Below are 15,600 nucleotides of genomic sequence, written 5' to 3'. Positions count from 1 at the left end.
GAAGTTAAGACCTTAGTGCAAAACTGTCGGGATTGAGTTGAGAATGTGAGGGGGAATGCCTATAATCGGCCCGCTATTTGGGCACTGTTCAGGCTGGTGGCAGGATCAAAGTTGAGTAAGAGTGAAGCAGAACAGGCGCCGGCTGCGGTCAGTCGTCATGTTCGACGCAGTTTCCGGGCATTCATGCGCATTCTACTCATGCAGGCCGTGTTGGTACTTCTGGTATCTGCGGCCTGTTTGCTGATGGGTGTCGTAGAGGCCTATTCGGCACTTCTGGGGGGCGTGATCTATCTGCTGCCCAACCTGTACTTCACCTGGCGTACCCTTGGCAATCGGCAGGCGATCGGCGCGCGCGGCGTGCTGGTAAGCATGTATGCGAGCGAAATAGGGAAAATGATGCTGGTGGTGGCGCTGTTCAGTTCCACCTTTATGCTGGTTCAGCCTTTGAGCCCATTTTCCCTATTTGGCACCTTCATACTGCTGCAACTATCCGGCTGGATGCTGCACTTGAGGTTGTTCAACACCGGTTCCTGAAAAACTTTGAATGAGAGAAGCTGAGAATGGCAAGCGAAAACCCTACATCCTCAGAGTATATATCGCATCACCTGAGCAATCTCACCTTCGGCAACCACCCCACTGAGGGCTGGACATTTGCTGGCGGCGAAAAAGCGGCGGAGATGGGATTCTGGGCGATCAACGTCGATACCATGTTCTTTTCCATCCTGATGGGTATGGTATTCATCTGGCTGTTCCGCAAGGTTGCCGACTCGGTTACCAGTGATGTGCCGGGCAACCTGCAAAACTTTATCGAATCCGTGATCGAATTTGTCGACAGCAACGTCAAGAGCATCTTCCATCACAAGAACCCGGTAATTGCGCCTCTGGCTCTGACCGTATTCGTCTGGATCTTCCTGATGAACTCGCTGAAGCTGATCCCGGTTGATTTCATTCCGTACATTGCCGGCGAGATGGGCATTCCGTACTGGAAAATCGTACCGACGACCGACATCAATGCCACCATGGGCATGAGTATTTCCGTCTTCTTCCTGATCATCTTTTACAGCATCAAGGTCAAGGGTGTGTCCGGTTTTGCCGCTGAACTGTCGCTGCAGCCGCTGGGCAAATACTTCATCCCGTTCAACCTGTTCCTGGAAGTGGTTAACCTGCTGGCAAAACCGATCTCTCTGGGTCTGCGACTCTTCGGGAACATGTATGCGGGTGAAATCATCTTCATCCTGATTGCACTGCTGCCGTTCTGGGCTCAGTGGGTATTGTCTGTTCCCTGGGCGATTTTCCACATCCTGGTTATCACGCTGCAGGCGTTCATTTTCATGGTGCTGACCATCGTCTATCTGGCTATGGCACACGATGAGCATTAAGGTGCACGTCACCGGGCAAAAACCGATTTAACTTGAAAATTTAACTTAACTGAAACCTTGAAAACTCTGGAGAAATAAAATGGAGATCACTTATATCGCTGTTGCTCTGCTGCTGGGTCTGTCCGCGCTGGCAGGTGCTCTGGGCGTGAGCCTGCTGGGCGGTAAATTCCTGGAAGGTGCTGCTCGTCAGCCGGAACTGGTTCCGGTTCTGCGTAGCCAGTTCTTCATCGTGGTAGGTCTGGTCGATGCGGTGCCGATGATCGGCGTTGGTATGGCACTGTACATTCTGTTCGCAGGTTGATTCCGGTTTAAAACCAAAGTTGAGACCTCTTTCGGGTCTCACGAGACTATTCAACTGCGAGGGGTAATGGCGTGAATATCAATCTCACCATCATTGGTCAGGCCATTGCATTCTTCATTTTCGTTGTATTTTGTATGAAATACGTCTGGCCGCCGATTACCGGTGCGCTGGCAGAACGTAAGAAGAAGATTGCCGAAGGGCTTGATGCGGCCGACCGTGCTGAACGTGATCTGAAGCTGGCTCAGGAAAAAGCCGCTAACGACATGCGTGCCAGCAAGGAAGAGGCAGCCGCCATCATTGAGCAGGCCAACAAACGGGCTACCAAGATCATCGAGGAAGCCAAGGAGCAGGCACGCGAGGAAGCCGATCGCGTGAAGGCGTCTGCCGAGGCCGAGGTGGAACAGGAACTCAACCGTGCGAAGGACGCTCTGCGTGCACAGGTGGGTGCGCTGGCAATTGCCGGTGCGGAAAAAATCCTGGAAGCCTCTATCGACGAGAAAGCCCACGCTAAGCTGGTTGAGAAACTGGCCGCTGAGCTTTAAACGAGGTTTACGATGGCTGAACTCAATACAGTCGCCCGGCCCTACACCAACGCCGCATTCGAATATGCGCGCGAGCAGGGTACCCTCGATCAATGGTCCAGCCTGCTGTCCCTGGCCGCTTTGGCGGCTCAGGACGGCGAGATGGATCGCGTGCTGAGCAACCCGGCACTGACGGCAGAACAGAAAGCGGGACTGGTTATCGCGGTGTGCGAAAAGCAGGCCGACGCAGCAGGCAAAAACTTCATTAGCCTGCTTGCTGAAAACCGCCGCCTGGCTCTGTTGCCGGAAATTGCTGCGCAGTTCGATATCCTGAAAGCAAACTTCGAGAAGACGGTCGATGTTGACCTGACAACCGCGTTTGCTCTGGGTAAGGCGCAGCAGGACAAGCTGGCGAAAGCTCTCAGCAACAAGCTGGGTCGCGAAGTGAAACTGACCTCCCAGGTGGACAAGTCCATCATTGGGGGTGTGGTGGTTCGTTCTGACGACCTTGTGATCGATGGTTCCGTTCGTGCGCGTCTGGCGAAACTGGCCGAAGCGATGAATTCCTGAGTGTGAGGAATAACAATGCAGCAACTGAATCCTTCTGAGATCAGCGAGATTCTCAAGAAGCGCATCGAAAAACTCGACGTGTCTTCTGAAGCCCGTAACGAGGGCACCATCGTCAGCGTTTCCGATGGTATTATCCTGATCCACGGTCTTGCCGACGTCATGTACGGCGAGATGATTGAATTCCCGGGCGGCGTCTACGGTATGGCGCTGAACCTGGAGCGTGACTCTGTAGGTGCCGTAGTACTGGGCGAATACCAGAGTCTGGTAGAGGGCATGACTGCCCGTTGTACTGGTCGTATCCTGGAAGTGCCGGTTGGTCCGGAGCTGCTCGGTCGCGTCGTTGACGCACTGGGTAACCCGATTGACGGCAAAGGCCCGATCGAAGCGAAACTGACCGACGCCGTTGAAAAGGTTGCGCCGGGCGTTATCGCACGTCAGTCCGTTGATCAGCCGGTCCAGACCGGTCTGAAAGCGATTGACGCGATGGTACCGGTAGGCCGTGGCCAGCGTGAGCTGATCATCGGTGACCGTCAGATCGGTAAAACCGCAATCGCGGTAGATGCGATCATCAACCAGAAAGGTACCGGCATCAAATGTATCTACGTTGCGATCGGACAGAAACAGTCCACCATCGCCAACGTGGTACGCAAGCTGGAAGAGCACGGTGCGATGGATCACACCATCGTGGTCGCTGCCGGCGCAGCCGATCCGGCCGCCATGCAGTACCTGGCGCCGTACGCCGGTTGTGCCATGGGCGAATACTTCCGTGACCGCGGTGAAGATGCCCTGATCATCTATGATGACCTGACCAAACAAGCTTGGGCCTACCGTCAGATCTCCCTGTTGCTGCGCCGTCCGCCGGGCCGTGAAGCATACCCGGGTGACGTGTTCTACTTGCACTCCCGTCTGCTGGAACGTGCTGCGCGCGTTAACGCCGACTACGTTGAGCAGTTCACCAAAGGTGAAGTCAAGGGCCAGACCGGCTCCCTGACCGCACTGCCGGTGATCGAGACTCAGGGTGGCGACGTATCCGCGTTCGTACCGACCAACGTGATCTCCATTACCGACGGACAGATCTTCCTGGAAGCCAGCCTGTTCAACTCCGGTGTACGTCCTGCGATCAACGCAGGTCTGTCCGTATCCCGAGTCGGTGGTTCAGCTCAGACCAAGATCATCAAGAAGTTGGGTGGTGGTGTACGTCTGGCTCTGGCTCAGTACCGTGAACTGGCTGCGTTCGCGCAGTTTGCTTCCGACCTGGATGATGCGACTCGTAACCAGCTGGAGCACGGTCAGGCCGTGACCGAGCTGATGAAGCAGAAACAGTACTCTCCGATGTCCGTCGCCGAGATGGGTTTGAGCCTGTACGCTGCCAACGAAGGCTTCCTGAAAGGTGTCGAGCTGGACAAGATCGGTGCATTCGAAGCAGCCCTGGTCGCCTACTTCAACAGCGAACATGCTGACTTGATGGCGAAAGTGAACGAGAAAGGCGATTACAACGACGAAATCGCGGCTCAGTTCAAGGCTGGCATCGAGAAGTTCAAGTCTACCCAAACTTGGTAATAGCTCATTCGAGCGGGTGACCGGCCAGCGGTATCGGCCGGTCCAATACTGAGTCAAGTTTAATAGGCGGAACTAATGGCAGTCGGAAAAGAGATCAAGACACAGATTGCGAGTATCGGCAGCACACGCAAAATCACCAGCGCCATGGAAATGGTAGCTGCGTCGAAAATGCGCAAGGCTCAGGACCGCATGCAGTCTTCCCGTCCGTATGCACAAAGCATCCGCGGTGTGATCCAGCATTTGGCAACAGCCAATCCTGAGTATCGTCATCCGTACATGCATGAGCGCGAGATCAAGCGGGTCGGTTTCATCGTGATCGCGACCGACCGTGGTCTTTGTGGCGGTCTGAACGTGAATACGTTCAAGGCGGCTGTAGGCAAAATGAAGGAATTCCATGAGCAGAATGTCGAAATCGACATCTGTGCACTGGGTTCTAAGGCAATCACCTTCTTCCGTAACTACGGTGGTAACGTTGTGGCGGCAAAATCCGGTCTTGGCGATGCGCCTGAACTGGAACAGCTGCTCGGCTCAATCAAGGTGATGCTGGATGCCTATGACGACGGCAAGCTGGACAGGTTGTTCATTGTCTCCAGTGACTTTGTCAACACCATGACCCAGAAGCCGGTTGTTCAGCAGCTGCTGCCGATCGCGGCGAGCGAAGAAGACACAGAAACACTCAAGCACAGCTGGGACTATCTGTACGAACCCGATGCGAAAGAGCTGCTCGATGGCTTGCTTTTGCGCTATATCGAGTCGCTGGTCTACCAGGCCGTGGTTGAGAACAATGCCTGTGAACAGGCAGCCCGTATGCTGGCGATGAAGAACGCAACCGATAACGCCGGCAACCTGATTGATGAGCTGCAATTGGTATACAACAAGGCTCGTCAGGCGGCGATTACTCAGGAAATTTCCGAGATCGTCGGTGGTGCTGCTGCTGTTTAATGCAGTGAACAGGTTCAAAAGTTAAGAGGATCCGAACATGAGTAGCGGACGTATTGTTCAGATTATCGGTGCGGTTGTTGACGTGGAATTCCCGCGTGACAGCGTGCCGAAGGTTTACGACGCATTGGTCGTCGGTAAAACCGGCCTGACACTGGAAGTTCAGCAGCAGCTGGGCGACGGTGTCGTACGTGCAATTGCAATGGGCCAGACCGAAGGCGTAAGCCGTGGTCTGGAAGTCTCTAATACTGGCGCACCGGTTTCTGTACCTGTAGGTACTCAGACCCTGGGCCGTATTATGGACGTTCTGGGTAACCCGATCGACGAATGTGGTCCGATCGGTGAAGAAGAGCGCATGCCGATCCACCGTAAGGCACCGTCTTACGCGGATCAGTCATCCTCCAATGACCTGCTGGAAACCGGTATCAAGGTTATCGACCTGGTATGCCCGTTTGCCAAGGGTGGTAAAGTTGGCCTGTTCGGTGGTGCCGGTGTAGGTAAAACCGTCAACATGATGGAGCTGATCAACAACATCGCGACTCAGCACTCAGGTCTGTCTGTATTCGCGGGTGTCGGTGAGCGTACTCGTGAGGGTAACGACTTCTACCACGAGATGCAGGAAGCCGGCGTTGTAAACGTTGAGCAGTTCGACAAGTCCAAGGTAGCGATGGTCTACGGTCAGATGAACGAGCCGCCCGGCAACCGTCTGCGTGTAGCCCTGACCGGTCTGACCATGGCGGAAAAATTCCGTGATGAAGGCCGTGACGTACTGCTGTTCGTCGACAACATCTACCGTTATACCCTGGCGGGTACCGAAGTATCGGCTCTGCTGGGTCGTATGCCGTCTGCGGTAGGTTACCAGCCGACACTGGCGGAAGAGATGGGCGTTCTGCAGGAGCGTATCACTTCTACCAAAACCGGTTCCATCACGTCCATCCAGGCGGTATACGTACCGGCGGATGACTTGACCGACCCGTCTCCGGCGACCACCTTCTCCCACCTTGATGCGACTGTAGTACTGTCTCGTCAGATCGCGGAGCTGGGTATCTATCCGGCGATTGACCCGCTGGACTCCACTTCTCGTCAGCTGGATCCGCTGGTTATCGGTCAGGAACACTACGAGATCGCCCGTGGCGTACAGCAGACACTGCAGCGCTACAAGGAACTGAAGGATATCATCGCGATCCTGGGTATGGACGAGTTGTCTGAAGAAGACAAGCAGACCGTATCCCGTGCGCGTAAGATCCAGCGCTTCCTGTCTCAGCCGTTCTTCGTAGCGGAAGTATTTACCGGTGCGCCGGGCAAATACGTACCGCTGAAAGAAACCATCCGTGGTTTCACCGGCATCCTGAACGGTGAGTATGACGACCTGCCTGAACAGGCATTCTACATGGTCGGCTCCATCGATGAGGCTGTCGAGAAGGCGAAGGGCCTGTAAGTTCCGAGCGGAACCTTTTAAGAGGTAATCAAGATGGCTATGACTGTTCATTGTGACATCGTAAGCGCCGAAGAAGAGCTGTTCTCCGGCCTGATCGAGTTTGTCTCCGTGACAGGTAGCCTGGGTGACCTGGGTATCTACCCGGGTCACGCTCCGCTTCTGACGGAACTGAAACCAGGCCCTGTCGAGCTGCGCAAGCAGGGCGGTAAGGAAGATGTATTTTACGTCTCCGGTGGCTTCATCGAAGTCCAGCCGAACAAGGTGACAGTGCTTGCTGATACAGCCTTGCGTGCGGGTGATCTGAGTGAAGCAGCTGCGATTGAAGCCCAGAAGCATGCTCAGCATGCGATGGCGGATAAAGCAGGTGAGTTTGAATACTCACGAGCTGCAGCTCAGTTGGCCGAAGCAGCGGCTCAGCTGCGTACCCTGCAGCAGATTCGTCGCAAACTCGGTAAATAACCGGCTTTCGACAGCGTTCAAAAAGGCAGCCTAGGGGCTGCCTTTTTTGTGCCTGACGTGTGCGGTTAGAGCAGCTTCCAAAGCGTATTGAAAATGATCTGTTGCGCCGTTGCCACTTCGCGGGAGTCAATCACGACGGCAGTCGGATAATTGTCGGACGCCAGAGAAATGATTGCGCAGCGGGGGGGATAGATGGCGATATAGGCGGCATCTACAGGGCCTTCCGTTCGTATCCATTTGCGCTCTGAATAATCGGCGCTTTCTCCGCCTTCTCCAAGGGCAATGACTCTGACCTGAATCTTGCGTGCCACGCGCTGCGCCGTGAAGTTGGGAAAGGGGCGGTAGAGCAATGGCCGTATCGGCTTGGATGAGAATACCGAATACACCGGATTTTCCTGTGCGCCCACGCGATTAAGGATGTCGCGCAGCACCTGCTCAATTCCGGCATCACCTTCATAGAATTCAACATTGGCAATGCTGAAGTCGGGTTTGAGATGATGCAGTTCTGGAATAACCGTATTCTTGAGTCGCTCCATCGCCTGCTCCATCTGCTCGCGGCGGTCATTGGCCAGTTGGAGCAGTACTTCCGGTTCGCGTGCCGAAAAATAACGGCGCTTGCCACGGGGCTGATAGGTGACGATTCCACGCTGCTGCAGGCTTTTGAGACACTCATATGTGCTGCCGCGATTGACACCTGAGCGTTCAGCGATGGTTCGAATAGAGCTGGGTCCAATAGCCAGCAAGGCCTTGTATATACTGATATCGCGTTCGCTCAAACCGAGCAGGTTGAAAATTTCTGCAGTCATTTTGTCAATTTTTTTGTGACAATTGGTCTTGATCGAGACTGAGTATACGCTAAAGTTTTGGGCACTTTTATATTTCCAGGTCGTGACAGGCCGTTGTGACCTTAGGGTACCGAGATAATATGAAAACGGATGTAGTGATTCTGGCTGCCGGACAAGGCAGTCGTATGAAATCGGCATTGCCAAAAGTGATGCATGGCTTGGCCGGAAAACCGATGCTGCAGCATGTGATCGACAGTGCCCGGGGCCTGACGCCCGAAGCGCTGCATGTGGTGATTGGCCATGAAGGCGAACAGGTTGAGCAGGCCATGTCGGGGCAGGCGCTGAATTTTGTTTGGCAGCGTGAACAGCTGGGCACCGGTCATGCCGTTGCCCAGGCGATGCCGAATATTGACCCCGATGCCGTGGTACTGGTGCTGTATGGCGATGTGCCCCTGACGCGCCGGGAAACGCTGCAAAAGTTGGTGGATATGGCAGCCAAGGGGGATTTGGGACTACTGACGGTAACGCTGGACGACCCGAGCGGCTATGGGCGTATTATCCGCAATGCCGTGGGTGATGTGGTCGCGATTGTTGAGCACAAGGATGCCACCGAGCAGGAAAAGCTGATTCGCGAAGTGAATACCGGCATTCTGGCTCTGCCGGCGGCGGCGCTGCACGACTGGCTGCCGCGTCTATCGGCTGACAATGCGCAAGGTGAGTACTACCTGACGGATGTGATTGCCATGGCTGCCGAAGAGGGTATGCGTGTGCGCGCCATCCAGCCGCTGGCCGAGCAGGAAGTTCAGGGCGTCAACAACCGTCAACAGTTGGCTCAGCTGGAACGCTGGTATCAGCGTCGATTGGCCGATGCCCTGATGGCTGAAGGCGTGACTCTGGCCGATCCGCATCGGATTGATATTCGCGGCAGCCTGCAGGCGGGTCGTGATGTGCAGATCGATATCAATACGCTGTTCGAGGGCGAGGTGATTCTGGCAGAAGGGGTTCATATCGGCGCCAACTGTATCATCCGCGACGCTCGTATCGGCACGGGAACTCGTGTTGAAGCCAATTCCATTATTGAGGGTGCCGTTATCGCGGAAAATGCCCAGATCGGTCCTTTTGCACGCCTGCGTCCGGGCACCGAAATGGCGGCCGGCAGCAAGATCGGCAACTTTGTTGAAACCAAAAAGGCATGTATCGGCGAAGGTTCCAAGGTCAATCACCTGACCTATATCGGTGATGCCGAGATCGGCCGTGAGGTGAATGTAGGTGCGGGCACCATTACCTGCAACTACGACGGGGTGAACAAATCGATGACCATTATCGGCGACGGGGCCTTTATCGGTTCCAACAGCGCTCTGGTAGCACCGGTGGAGATCGGTGCCGGCGCGACTGTAGGAGCGGGATCCACGGTCACCAAAAAAGTCGGTGACAACCAGTTGACGGTTGCCCGTGGCAAACAGGTCAACCTCGACAATTGGGCTCGCCCGCAGAAAAAAGGATCCTGATCATGTGTGGAATCGTTGGCGCCATTGCGGCGCGTCCGGTTGCTGGCATTCTGTTGGAAGGCCTGCGTCGTCTTGAGTATCGCGGTTATGATTCGGCCGGAATGGCGGTGCTCGATCAGGGCACAATCAATCGCCTGCGCCGTATCGGCAAGGTGCAGGCATTGGCCGATGCCTGCGAGCAGCAACCCTTGCCGGGTGGGCTCGGTATTGCCCATACCCGCTGGGCGACCCATGGCAAGCCGTCGGAGCAAAATGCCCACCCGCACATGTCGGGTGAAGGCCTGGCAGTGGTACATAATGGCATTATTGAGAACTTCGAACCGCTCAAGCAGGAGTTGCAGCAGCAGGGGTATGTATTCACCTCTGAAACCGATACCGAAGTGGTAGCGCACCTGCTGGATCGTGAACTGCAAGGCGGGTTTGATCTGCGGGCAGCGCTGCGCAACACACTGGCCCGGCTGGCGGGAGCTTTTGCACTGGGTGTTATTCATGTTGATCAGCCGCATCAATTGCTGACGGCTCGCAAGGGCAGCCCGTTGGTGATCGGAGTGGGGATCGGTGAAAACTTTATCGCCTCCGATCAACTGGCACTGCTGCCGGTTACGGATCGCTTCATGTATCTTGAGGACGGCGATATTGCGCTGCTGGAAGCGGATCACATCCAGGTGTGGGATGCTCAGGGTCAGGTGGCCGAGCGTGCGGTCACAACTTTTGAGCGCAGTCAGGGCAGTGCTGAAAAGGGCGAATTCCGCCACTTCATGCTGAAGGAAATCTATGAGCAGCCTCGTGTCATGCAGGCGGTGCTGGAAGGGCGTATTGCGTCCGGTCATCTGCTGGAGCAGGCGTTTGGGGCCGCTGCCGGAGCGGTCTTTGATCAGGTGAAACAGGTGCAGATTGTAGCCTGTGGGACCAGTTTCCATGCGGGCATGGTAGCCAAATACTGGATTGAGGAGTGGGTCGGCATTCCCTGCATGGTCGAAGTGGCCAGCGAATTTCGTTACCGTCCGGTCGTCCTGCCCAGGGATACCCTGCTGCTGACGCTATCTCAGTCAGGCGAAACGGCTGATACTCTGGCGGCACTGAGAGCCGTGCAGGACCGAGTGTTGGCCACCCTGGCGATCTGCAACGTACCGGGCAGCTCGCTGGTGCGTGAATCCGATTTGAGCCTGATGACCAATGCCGGTCCAGAAATCGGTGTGGCCTCGACCAAGGCCTTTACCTCTCAGCTGGTAGCGCTGATGCTGACGACCATTGCGTTGGGGCGGCGTCACGGCCTGTCGGGCGAGCGCGAGACCGAGCTGGTGGCAGCGCTGGAGCAGCTGCCCGGATTGCTGCAGCAACTGCTGGCGCTGGATGGCCCCATTGAAGAGATGTCGGCGCACTTTGCCGAGAAGCATCACGCTTTGTTCCTGGGGCGGAATGTGCTCTATCCGGTGGCGATGGAAGGGGCGCTCAAGCTCAAGGAAATCTCCTACATCCATGCCGAAGCCTACCCGGCCGGTGAGCTCAAGCATGGTCCGTTGGCACTGGTTGACAAGGAGATGCCGGTAATTGCCGTGGCACCTCGCAACGGCATGTTGGACAAGCTGAAGGCCAACCTGCAGGAAGTTCGGGCACGGGGTGGCGAATTGTTTGTCTTTGCCGGTTGTGATCAGAGTATCCAGGCACAAGAAGGGGTACATGTGATTCATTTGCCTGCATTGCCGGCCGTGCTGGACCCGATTGCGTTTACCCTGCCGCTGCAGCTGTTGTCCTACCATGTAGCGGTCCTCAAGGGGACTGACGTGGACCAGCCACGCAATCTGGCCAAGAGTGTAACGGTTGAATAACCTTTCGTGCTGAAGGTCAGGCTGAATCCCGAGAGTCGGGCCAGGCGGTATCGCCTGTGCCGGGCTCCGGGCGCGACCAGACCGTAAAGGCGCCGATACCGATCAGCAACAGAATAGCGGCCAGCAGAAGCGGGTGGCTGATGCTGATCAGGACCATTACCGTTGCCAGCAGCATGCCGGCGCTGGCAGTCCATTTGGTCTGACGGTCGATATAGCCGCCCTGTTCCCAGTTACGCAATCGATGGCCGAACAGCTCATGCTGTTCCAGCCAGCGGCGCAGCCGTGGCGAGCAGCGTGAGGCGCTCCAGGCAGCCATCAAGACAAAAACGGTGGTTGGCAGTCCCGGCAGCAGGACACCCAACAGGGCCAGTGCAACGCAGGCCCAGGTAAAAACAAGCCAAAGCCAGCGCATGGGGCCTGCAGATCTCGATTGGCGGTTATGTTGCATGGCAAGGTTCCGGCTGTTTGAGCACCTTCAGTATAGATCAGGCCCCAGGCTCATGGGTATGGGCCAACACATCCAGAATATAATCCATGACACGACGGGAATAGATCAGGCTGGTATGGCTGAGCGGGAAGATCTTATGTTCATGCATGCCGGTGACACAGGTTTCGTTGATCAGGACCGTACCATCTGATTCCGACTTGGGACTTAACAGGGGTAACAAACCGACCGGCAGATCGCCGGCAATGCTGTATAGCCGAGCGGGAAAAGGCCAGTGTCCGCTGTCAGTGAGCAGGTAGTCGATGCTGTTCTTTAATAGCCCCTTGAGCTTGGACTGGCTGATTTCCCGGGCCAGAAAGCTGCCCTTGTGCGGCGTCCCCAGGGTGATGACCGGATTGACCAGGCGGCTTTGCTCTGAAGCCTGTTCAAGGTATCGACGCGCAATCAGGCCGCCCATTGAGTGACAGACAAATGCGGTGGGTTCGTTGTCGATAAAGGCGTCTATCTTGCTGCAGATCGTCTCGATATCGGGGGAGAGGGTGTTGTAGGTCAAATTGAGTGTGGCGTAGCCCCGTTTATTCAGGCGTCGGCACAGCGGGCGCATGACCAGACCGGACATATAAAGCCCATGCAGAACAACGACTTTTTGCACATTCACGTTACAGTTGGCTCCTTCCGTTTGTCAGCTACAGCTTAACGCCGACAGGAGGAGTGGGGAAGTGGATTCCATCCGCTTACGGCGGCAGGTCATGGTCGTAGATCGAGTGGCGGGTTAGGATAGGGCCACGTTGATATAGAGCGGACAAGGAATGCTATGAACGATACCCTCTACACGCTGGCGATCGGTTTTATCGCACTGATCGGGGTGATTGTACTGTTGACCGTTGTGGGGGCGCTGGTGGCCGGCGTTGTCATGTACCAGCTGGACAAACGGCAGACGGCTCACACCATTCGTCGAAACTATCCGCTGTTGGGGCGGTTTCGTTACCTGTTTGAAGAATTGGGCGAGTTCTTTCGGCAGTATTTTTTCGCTATGGATCGCGAGGAGATGCCCTTCAACCGTGCCCAGCGCTCTTGGGTGTATCGTGCGGCCAAAAATGTTGATAACACCGTTGCCTTCGGGTCGACGCGTGATCTGCGCAAGCCGGGTACGTATTATTTTCTCAACTGCCCGTTTCCGACCTTGAGCGAGGATGCCGCGAGCACACAGCCGGTGCGTATCGGTCCCTATTGCCGTACGCCCTATGATGCGGCATCGCTGTTGAATATATCAGGGATGAGCTTCGGAGCTCTCTCGGCCCCGGCCGTCCGTGCTCTGTCGAAAGGAGCGGCCAAGGCCGGCTGCTGGATGAATACGGGCGAGGGTGCGCTGTCCCGATATCATCTGGAAGGCGGCTGCGACATCGTGTTCCAGATCGGGACGGCCAAGTACGGTGTACGGGATGAGCAGGGCCAGCTGGATGACGAGCGTCTGCGAGAGGTAGCGGCACATGAGCAGGTGCGGATGTTCGAAATTAAGCTGAGTCAGGGGGCCAAGCCGGGCAAGGGCGGGATACTGCCGGCCGACAAGGTTACCCCCGAAATAGCGGAAGCGCGTGGTATTCCGGTGGGGCAAGCATCCATCAGCCCGAACCGCCATCCGGAGATCTCCAGCATCGACGATCTGCTCGATTTTATCGCCAGAGTGCGTGAGGTCACCGGTAAGCCGGTCGGCTTCAAGCTGGTACTGGGCACAACGGATTGGCTGGACAGCTTTTGCGAGGCCGTGACGCAGCGGGGCAGTGAATCCGCGCCCGACTTTATTACGCTGGACAGTGCCGATGGCGGTACCGGTGCCGCTCCGATGCCGCTGATGGACAGTGTCGGGCTACCGTTGCGCGAGAGTTTGCCATTGCTGGTGAACAAGCTGACACAGCATAACCTCCGTAATCGGATACGGGTGGTGGCATCGGGCAAACTGATCAATCCTACCGAAGTGGCTGCCGCCATCTGTCTGGGCGCCGATTTCGTGGTGACAGCGCGGGGCTTCATGTTTGCCCTGGGATGTATTCAGGCCTTGCAGTGCAACAAGAATACCTGTCCGACGGGCATTACAACTCACGATCCCAAGTTGCAGCAGGGACTGGTGCCGGAGGTCAAGGCCGAGCGTGTTGCCAACTTCCACCGAAATCTGGTTCACGAGGTGGAATTGATAGCGCATTCCTGCGGGGTGACGGAACCGCGTCAGCTGCGGCGTGAGCATGCGGCGGTGGTTGTGGACGGTGGCGGTGCCGTGCCGCTGAATATATTGTACCCGACGAACTGAGGTTCAAAGCCAGCCCGGAGGGGCTGGCTTGCCCTCCGGTGTCAGTGTTCGTCTTCGAACCAGGATGTCTCGTCAATCCATGACATCAGCTCTTTTTCCTCCCGGCGCCGTTCTATGGCGCGCCGCGCTTCCAGCAAACGGCGGGTTGCGTGCTGCTTGCGACGATTTTTCTGTTCGACATCGTAACCAACCATGATGTCGAAAACCTCGGTCTGGATGGGGTCCAGGTCCTGTTCTTTCCGTATCAGCATAGCCTTGCTCCGATCTCAGGGTCGCTGTAATCAGGAGATATAGGGTGCCTGACGACAGCAAACACACATGGAGATTTTTTTGTACTCTGTTGAGAACAAAAGATCAATTCCCCGAAGGGCTGTGAAAGAGTATGGCGCAGGCGTATTGCAGCGGGATGACGGCGAGTGGTTACTCGCCGTCGCTGTCGGGGGAAAGGCGGCGCATGGGGGGCAGTCGCTTGTCGTTCTGGCGCAGGTTGCGCAGGCCCCGCTTGATCGTTTTCAGGTGATCGACCAGTGCCGGCCCCAGCTTCATGGCGACACCCACGGCGAGAATGTCGATGATCACCAGATGCACGACGCGAGACGACATCAGCGTGCTCAGGTCCTTGTCCTCTTCTACATCCACATGGATCGGAATGGTCGCCAGATCCGCCAGTGGTGTATTGCCGGGGCAAAGCGTGATCACGGTTGCGCCCTTGTCCTGAACCAGCTTGGCAGTATGCAGCAGGTCCTTGGTACGGCCGGTCTGGGAAATGGTGACCACTACATCGCCTTCACCCAGTGTCAGTGCCGAAATGGTTTGCATATGCGGGTCGGAGTAGGCGGCTGCCGAGATCATGAGCCGGTAGAACTTGTGTTGTGCATCGGCACAGACCGGTGCCGAGGCACCAAAACCGTAAAATTCGACACGACGCGCCTTGGCCAATGCATCAATGGCTTCTTCAAGCGTACCGGGGTCAAGCTGATCACGGATGTTGATCAGGTTGCCGATCATGGAGTCGAAGATTTTCTGCTTGAACTCAATGACCGTGTCTTTGGAGTCGAGCGAGAACTGCTCATAGCTGGCATTACTGGCCAACCCCTGTGCCAGGGTCAGTTTGAAATCCTGAAATCCGTCATAGTCCAGAGCGCGACAGAAGCGTACGACGGTGGGCTCACTGACCTGGGCTTCCGACGCCAGATCAACGATGCGCATGTGAATGACCTCGTTCGGGTTGGCCAGTACATAATCAGCCACCTTCTGCTCGGATTTGCGCAAGCGGGAACGGGCGTCAGCGATCGATTTGAGCAGATTGAAGGAGTTCATCTCCGTTGCTTCCATGTTTACTGCTTGAGGCCTGAGTATAACAATGAAACAGGCCCCGCCCAATGCTACCGAGGTTCTGTATCATCGGTGGAGCCGGGAGTGAGAGGGATAGCCTGGTGGCGTCGGGTGTGGGGGCCGGCTTAGATAAAGGGGACGAAGGGGACCCCTGAGCAGCCAGTCAGCCACAGGGTGGCGGCGGCAAGGATTAGACCTCGGTACATGTCATGTGTCTCCTGAAAAT

Annotated in this window: 17 protein-coding genes; 12 read left to right on the top strand and 5 right to left on the bottom strand. The window is 56.2% G+C overall.

The features are described from left to right. Positions 1 to 111: 111 nt before the first annotated feature. From H1S06_RS11030 to H1S06_RS10990, 9 genes are all read left to right on the top strand, one after another. Entirely contained in the window at positions 112 to 534 is a 423-nt protein-coding gene (locus H1S06_RS11030; protein ID WP_181740129.1) for an ATP synthase subunit I, read from the top strand. A 26-nt stretch (positions 535 to 560) separates the two neighbouring features. Continuing rightward, positions 561 to 1,379 (top strand): F0F1 ATP synthase subunit A, encoded by an 819-nt coding sequence (atpB, locus tag H1S06_RS11025; protein ID WP_181740126.1) that lies wholly within the window; start codon positions 561 to 563, stop codon positions 1,377 to 1,379. A gap of 79 nt (positions 1,380 to 1,458) precedes the next feature. Next, positions 1,459 to 1,680, top strand: a complete 222-nt coding sequence (gene atpE, locus H1S06_RS11020; protein WP_181740124.1) for a F0F1 ATP synthase subunit C — start codon at positions 1,459 to 1,461, stop codon at positions 1,678 to 1,680. Between the two features lie 71 nt (positions 1,681 to 1,751). Beyond that, entirely contained in the window at positions 1,752 to 2,222 is a 471-nt protein-coding gene (locus tag H1S06_RS11015; protein WP_181740122.1) for a F0F1 ATP synthase subunit B, read from the top strand. A gap of 12 nt (positions 2,223 to 2,234) precedes the next feature. Then, the gene (locus tag H1S06_RS11010) at positions 2,235 to 2,771 is read left to right on the top strand and encodes a F0F1 ATP synthase subunit delta (protein ID WP_181740120.1); all 537 of its coding nucleotides are present in this window, start codon (positions 2,235 to 2,237) and stop codon (positions 2,769 to 2,771) included. A 15-nt stretch (positions 2,772 to 2,786) separates the two neighbouring features. Further along, a complete protein-coding gene (gene atpA / locus H1S06_RS11005) occupies positions 2,787 to 4,331 on the top strand; it encodes a F0F1 ATP synthase subunit alpha (protein ID WP_181740118.1) in 1,545 nt (514 codons plus the stop codon). 75 nt (positions 4,332 to 4,406) lie between these two features. After that, positions 4,407 to 5,273 carry a F0F1 ATP synthase subunit gamma gene (atpG, locus tag H1S06_RS11000; RefSeq protein WP_181740116.1) on the top strand — a complete coding sequence of 289 codons (867 nt, stop codon included), beginning with the start codon at positions 4,407 to 4,409 and terminating at the stop codon, positions 5,271 to 5,273. A 37-nt stretch (positions 5,274 to 5,310) separates the two neighbouring features. After that, complete coding sequence (atpD, locus tag H1S06_RS10995) at positions 5,311 to 6,708, top strand: F0F1 ATP synthase subunit beta (RefSeq protein WP_181740114.1); 1,398 nt, start codon at positions 5,311 to 5,313, stop codon at positions 6,706 to 6,708. 33 nt (positions 6,709 to 6,741) lie between these two features. Further along, positions 6,742 to 7,167 (top strand): F0F1 ATP synthase subunit epsilon, encoded by a 426-nt coding sequence (locus tag H1S06_RS10990; protein WP_181740112.1) that lies wholly within the window; start codon positions 6,742 to 6,744, stop codon positions 7,165 to 7,167. 65 nt (positions 7,168 to 7,232) lie between these two features. Here H1S06_RS10990 and H1S06_RS10985 read toward each other — a convergent pair whose 3' ends face one another. Continuing rightward, complete coding sequence (locus H1S06_RS10985; RefSeq protein ID WP_181740110.1) at positions 7,233 to 7,973, bottom strand: TrmB family transcriptional regulator; 741 nt, start codon at positions 7,971 to 7,973, stop codon at positions 7,233 to 7,235. A 119-nt stretch (positions 7,974 to 8,092) separates the two neighbouring features. Between H1S06_RS10985 and glmU the strand changes: the two genes are divergently transcribed. After that, on the top strand, positions 8,093 to 9,460 hold the full coding sequence (glmU, locus tag H1S06_RS10980) for a bifunctional UDP-N-acetylglucosamine diphosphorylase/glucosamine-1-phosphate N-acetyltransferase GlmU (RefSeq protein ID WP_181740108.1): 1,368 nt from the start codon (positions 8,093 to 8,095) through the stop codon (positions 9,458 to 9,460). A 2-nt stretch (positions 9,461 to 9,462) separates the two neighbouring features. Continuing rightward, positions 9,463 to 11,289 (top strand): glutamine--fructose-6-phosphate transaminase (isomerizing), encoded by a 1,827-nt coding sequence (gene glmS / locus H1S06_RS10975; RefSeq protein ID WP_181740106.1) that lies wholly within the window; start codon positions 9,463 to 9,465, stop codon positions 11,287 to 11,289. Between the two features lie 16 nt (positions 11,290 to 11,305). Here the strand turns inward: glmS and H1S06_RS10970 are convergent, their stop codons facing one another. Both H1S06_RS10970 and H1S06_RS10965 read right to left on the bottom strand, forming a co-directional pair. Beyond that, positions 11,306 to 11,737: a YbaN family protein gene (locus tag H1S06_RS10970; RefSeq protein WP_181740104.1), complete on the bottom strand. Its 432-nt coding sequence runs from the start codon at positions 11,735 to 11,737 to the stop codon at positions 11,306 to 11,308. Between the two features lie 37 nt (positions 11,738 to 11,774). Further along, positions 11,775 to 12,392, bottom strand: coding sequence for a PGAP1-like alpha/beta domain-containing protein (locus tag H1S06_RS10965; RefSeq protein WP_181740102.1), 618 nt, complete (start codon positions 12,390 to 12,392; stop codon positions 11,775 to 11,777). A gap of 156 nt (positions 12,393 to 12,548) precedes the next feature. On the opposite strand from H1S06_RS10965, the gene H1S06_RS10960 reads away from it, so the two are divergent. Continuing rightward, positions 12,549 to 14,039, top strand: a complete 1,491-nt coding sequence (locus H1S06_RS10960) for an FMN-binding glutamate synthase family protein (RefSeq protein ID WP_181740100.1) — start codon at positions 12,549 to 12,551, stop codon at positions 14,037 to 14,039. A 41-nt stretch (positions 14,040 to 14,080) separates the two neighbouring features. On the opposite strand, the gene H1S06_RS10955 is transcribed toward H1S06_RS10960, so the two are convergent. Both H1S06_RS10955 and hexR read right to left on the bottom strand, forming a co-directional pair. Continuing rightward, complete coding sequence (locus tag H1S06_RS10955; protein ID WP_181740098.1) at positions 14,081 to 14,290, bottom strand: PA3496 family putative envelope integrity protein; 210 nt, start codon at positions 14,288 to 14,290, stop codon at positions 14,081 to 14,083. Between the two features lie 169 nt (positions 14,291 to 14,459). Continuing rightward, positions 14,460 to 15,359 carry a transcriptional regulator HexR gene (gene hexR / locus H1S06_RS10950; RefSeq protein ID WP_181740302.1) on the bottom strand — a complete coding sequence of 300 codons (900 nt, stop codon included), beginning with the start codon at positions 15,357 to 15,359 and terminating at the stop codon, positions 14,460 to 14,462. Between the last annotated feature and the right edge of the window lie 241 nt (positions 15,360 to 15,600).

Source organism: Marinobacterium marinum, assembly GCF_013868415.1.
GTDB classification, from domain to species: Bacteria; Pseudomonadota; Gammaproteobacteria; order Pseudomonadales; family Balneatricaceae; genus Marinobacterium; species Marinobacterium marinum.
Note: the sequence above shows the minus strand (reverse complement) of the source record. Positions and strands in the feature narration are given on the sequence as shown.

Bases quoted from the DNA above. Each gene is read 5' to 3' on its own strand.
- atpB (WP_181740126.1), top strand. From the start codon at position 561: ATGGCAAGCGAAAACCCTACATCCTCAGAGTATATATCGCATCACCTG.
- atpE (WP_181740124.1), top strand. From the start codon at position 1,459: ATGGAGATCACTTATATCGCTGTTGCTCTGCTGCTGGGTCTGTCCGCG.
- H1S06_RS11010 (WP_181740120.1), top strand. From the start codon at position 2,235: ATGGCTGAACTCAATACAGTCGCCCGGCCCTACACCAACGCCGCATTC.
- atpA (WP_181740118.1), top strand. From the start codon at position 2,787: ATGCAGCAACTGAATCCTTCTGAGATCAGCGAGATTCTCAAGAAGCGC.
- atpG (WP_181740116.1), top strand. From the start codon at position 4,407: ATGGCAGTCGGAAAAGAGATCAAGACACAGATTGCGAGTATCGGCAGC.
- atpD (WP_181740114.1), top strand. From the start codon at position 5,311: ATGAGTAGCGGACGTATTGTTCAGATTATCGGTGCGGTTGTTGACGTG.
- H1S06_RS10990 (WP_181740112.1), top strand. From the start codon at position 6,742: ATGGCTATGACTGTTCATTGTGACATCGTAAGCGCCGAAGAAGAGCTG.
- H1S06_RS10985 (WP_181740110.1), bottom strand. From the start codon at position 7,973: ATGACTGCAGAAATTTTCAACCTGCTCGGTTTGAGCGAACGCGATATC.
- glmU (WP_181740108.1), top strand. From the start codon at position 8,093: ATGAAAACGGATGTAGTGATTCTGGCTGCCGGACAAGGCAGTCGTATG.
- glmS (WP_181740106.1), top strand. From the start codon at position 9,463: ATGTGTGGAATCGTTGGCGCCATTGCGGCGCGTCCGGTTGCTGGCATT.
- H1S06_RS10970 (WP_181740104.1), bottom strand. From the start codon at position 11,737: ATGCAACATAACCGCCAATCGAGATCTGCAGGCCCCATGCGCTGGCTT.
- H1S06_RS10960 (WP_181740100.1), top strand. From the start codon at position 12,549: ATGAACGATACCCTCTACACGCTGGCGATCGGTTTTATCGCACTGATC.
- H1S06_RS10955 (WP_181740098.1), bottom strand. From the start codon at position 14,290: ATGCTGATACGGAAAGAACAGGACCTGGACCCCATCCAGACCGAGGTT.
- hexR (WP_181740302.1), bottom strand. From the start codon at position 15,359: ATGAACTCCTTCAATCTGCTCAAATCGATCGCTGACGCCCGTTCCCGC.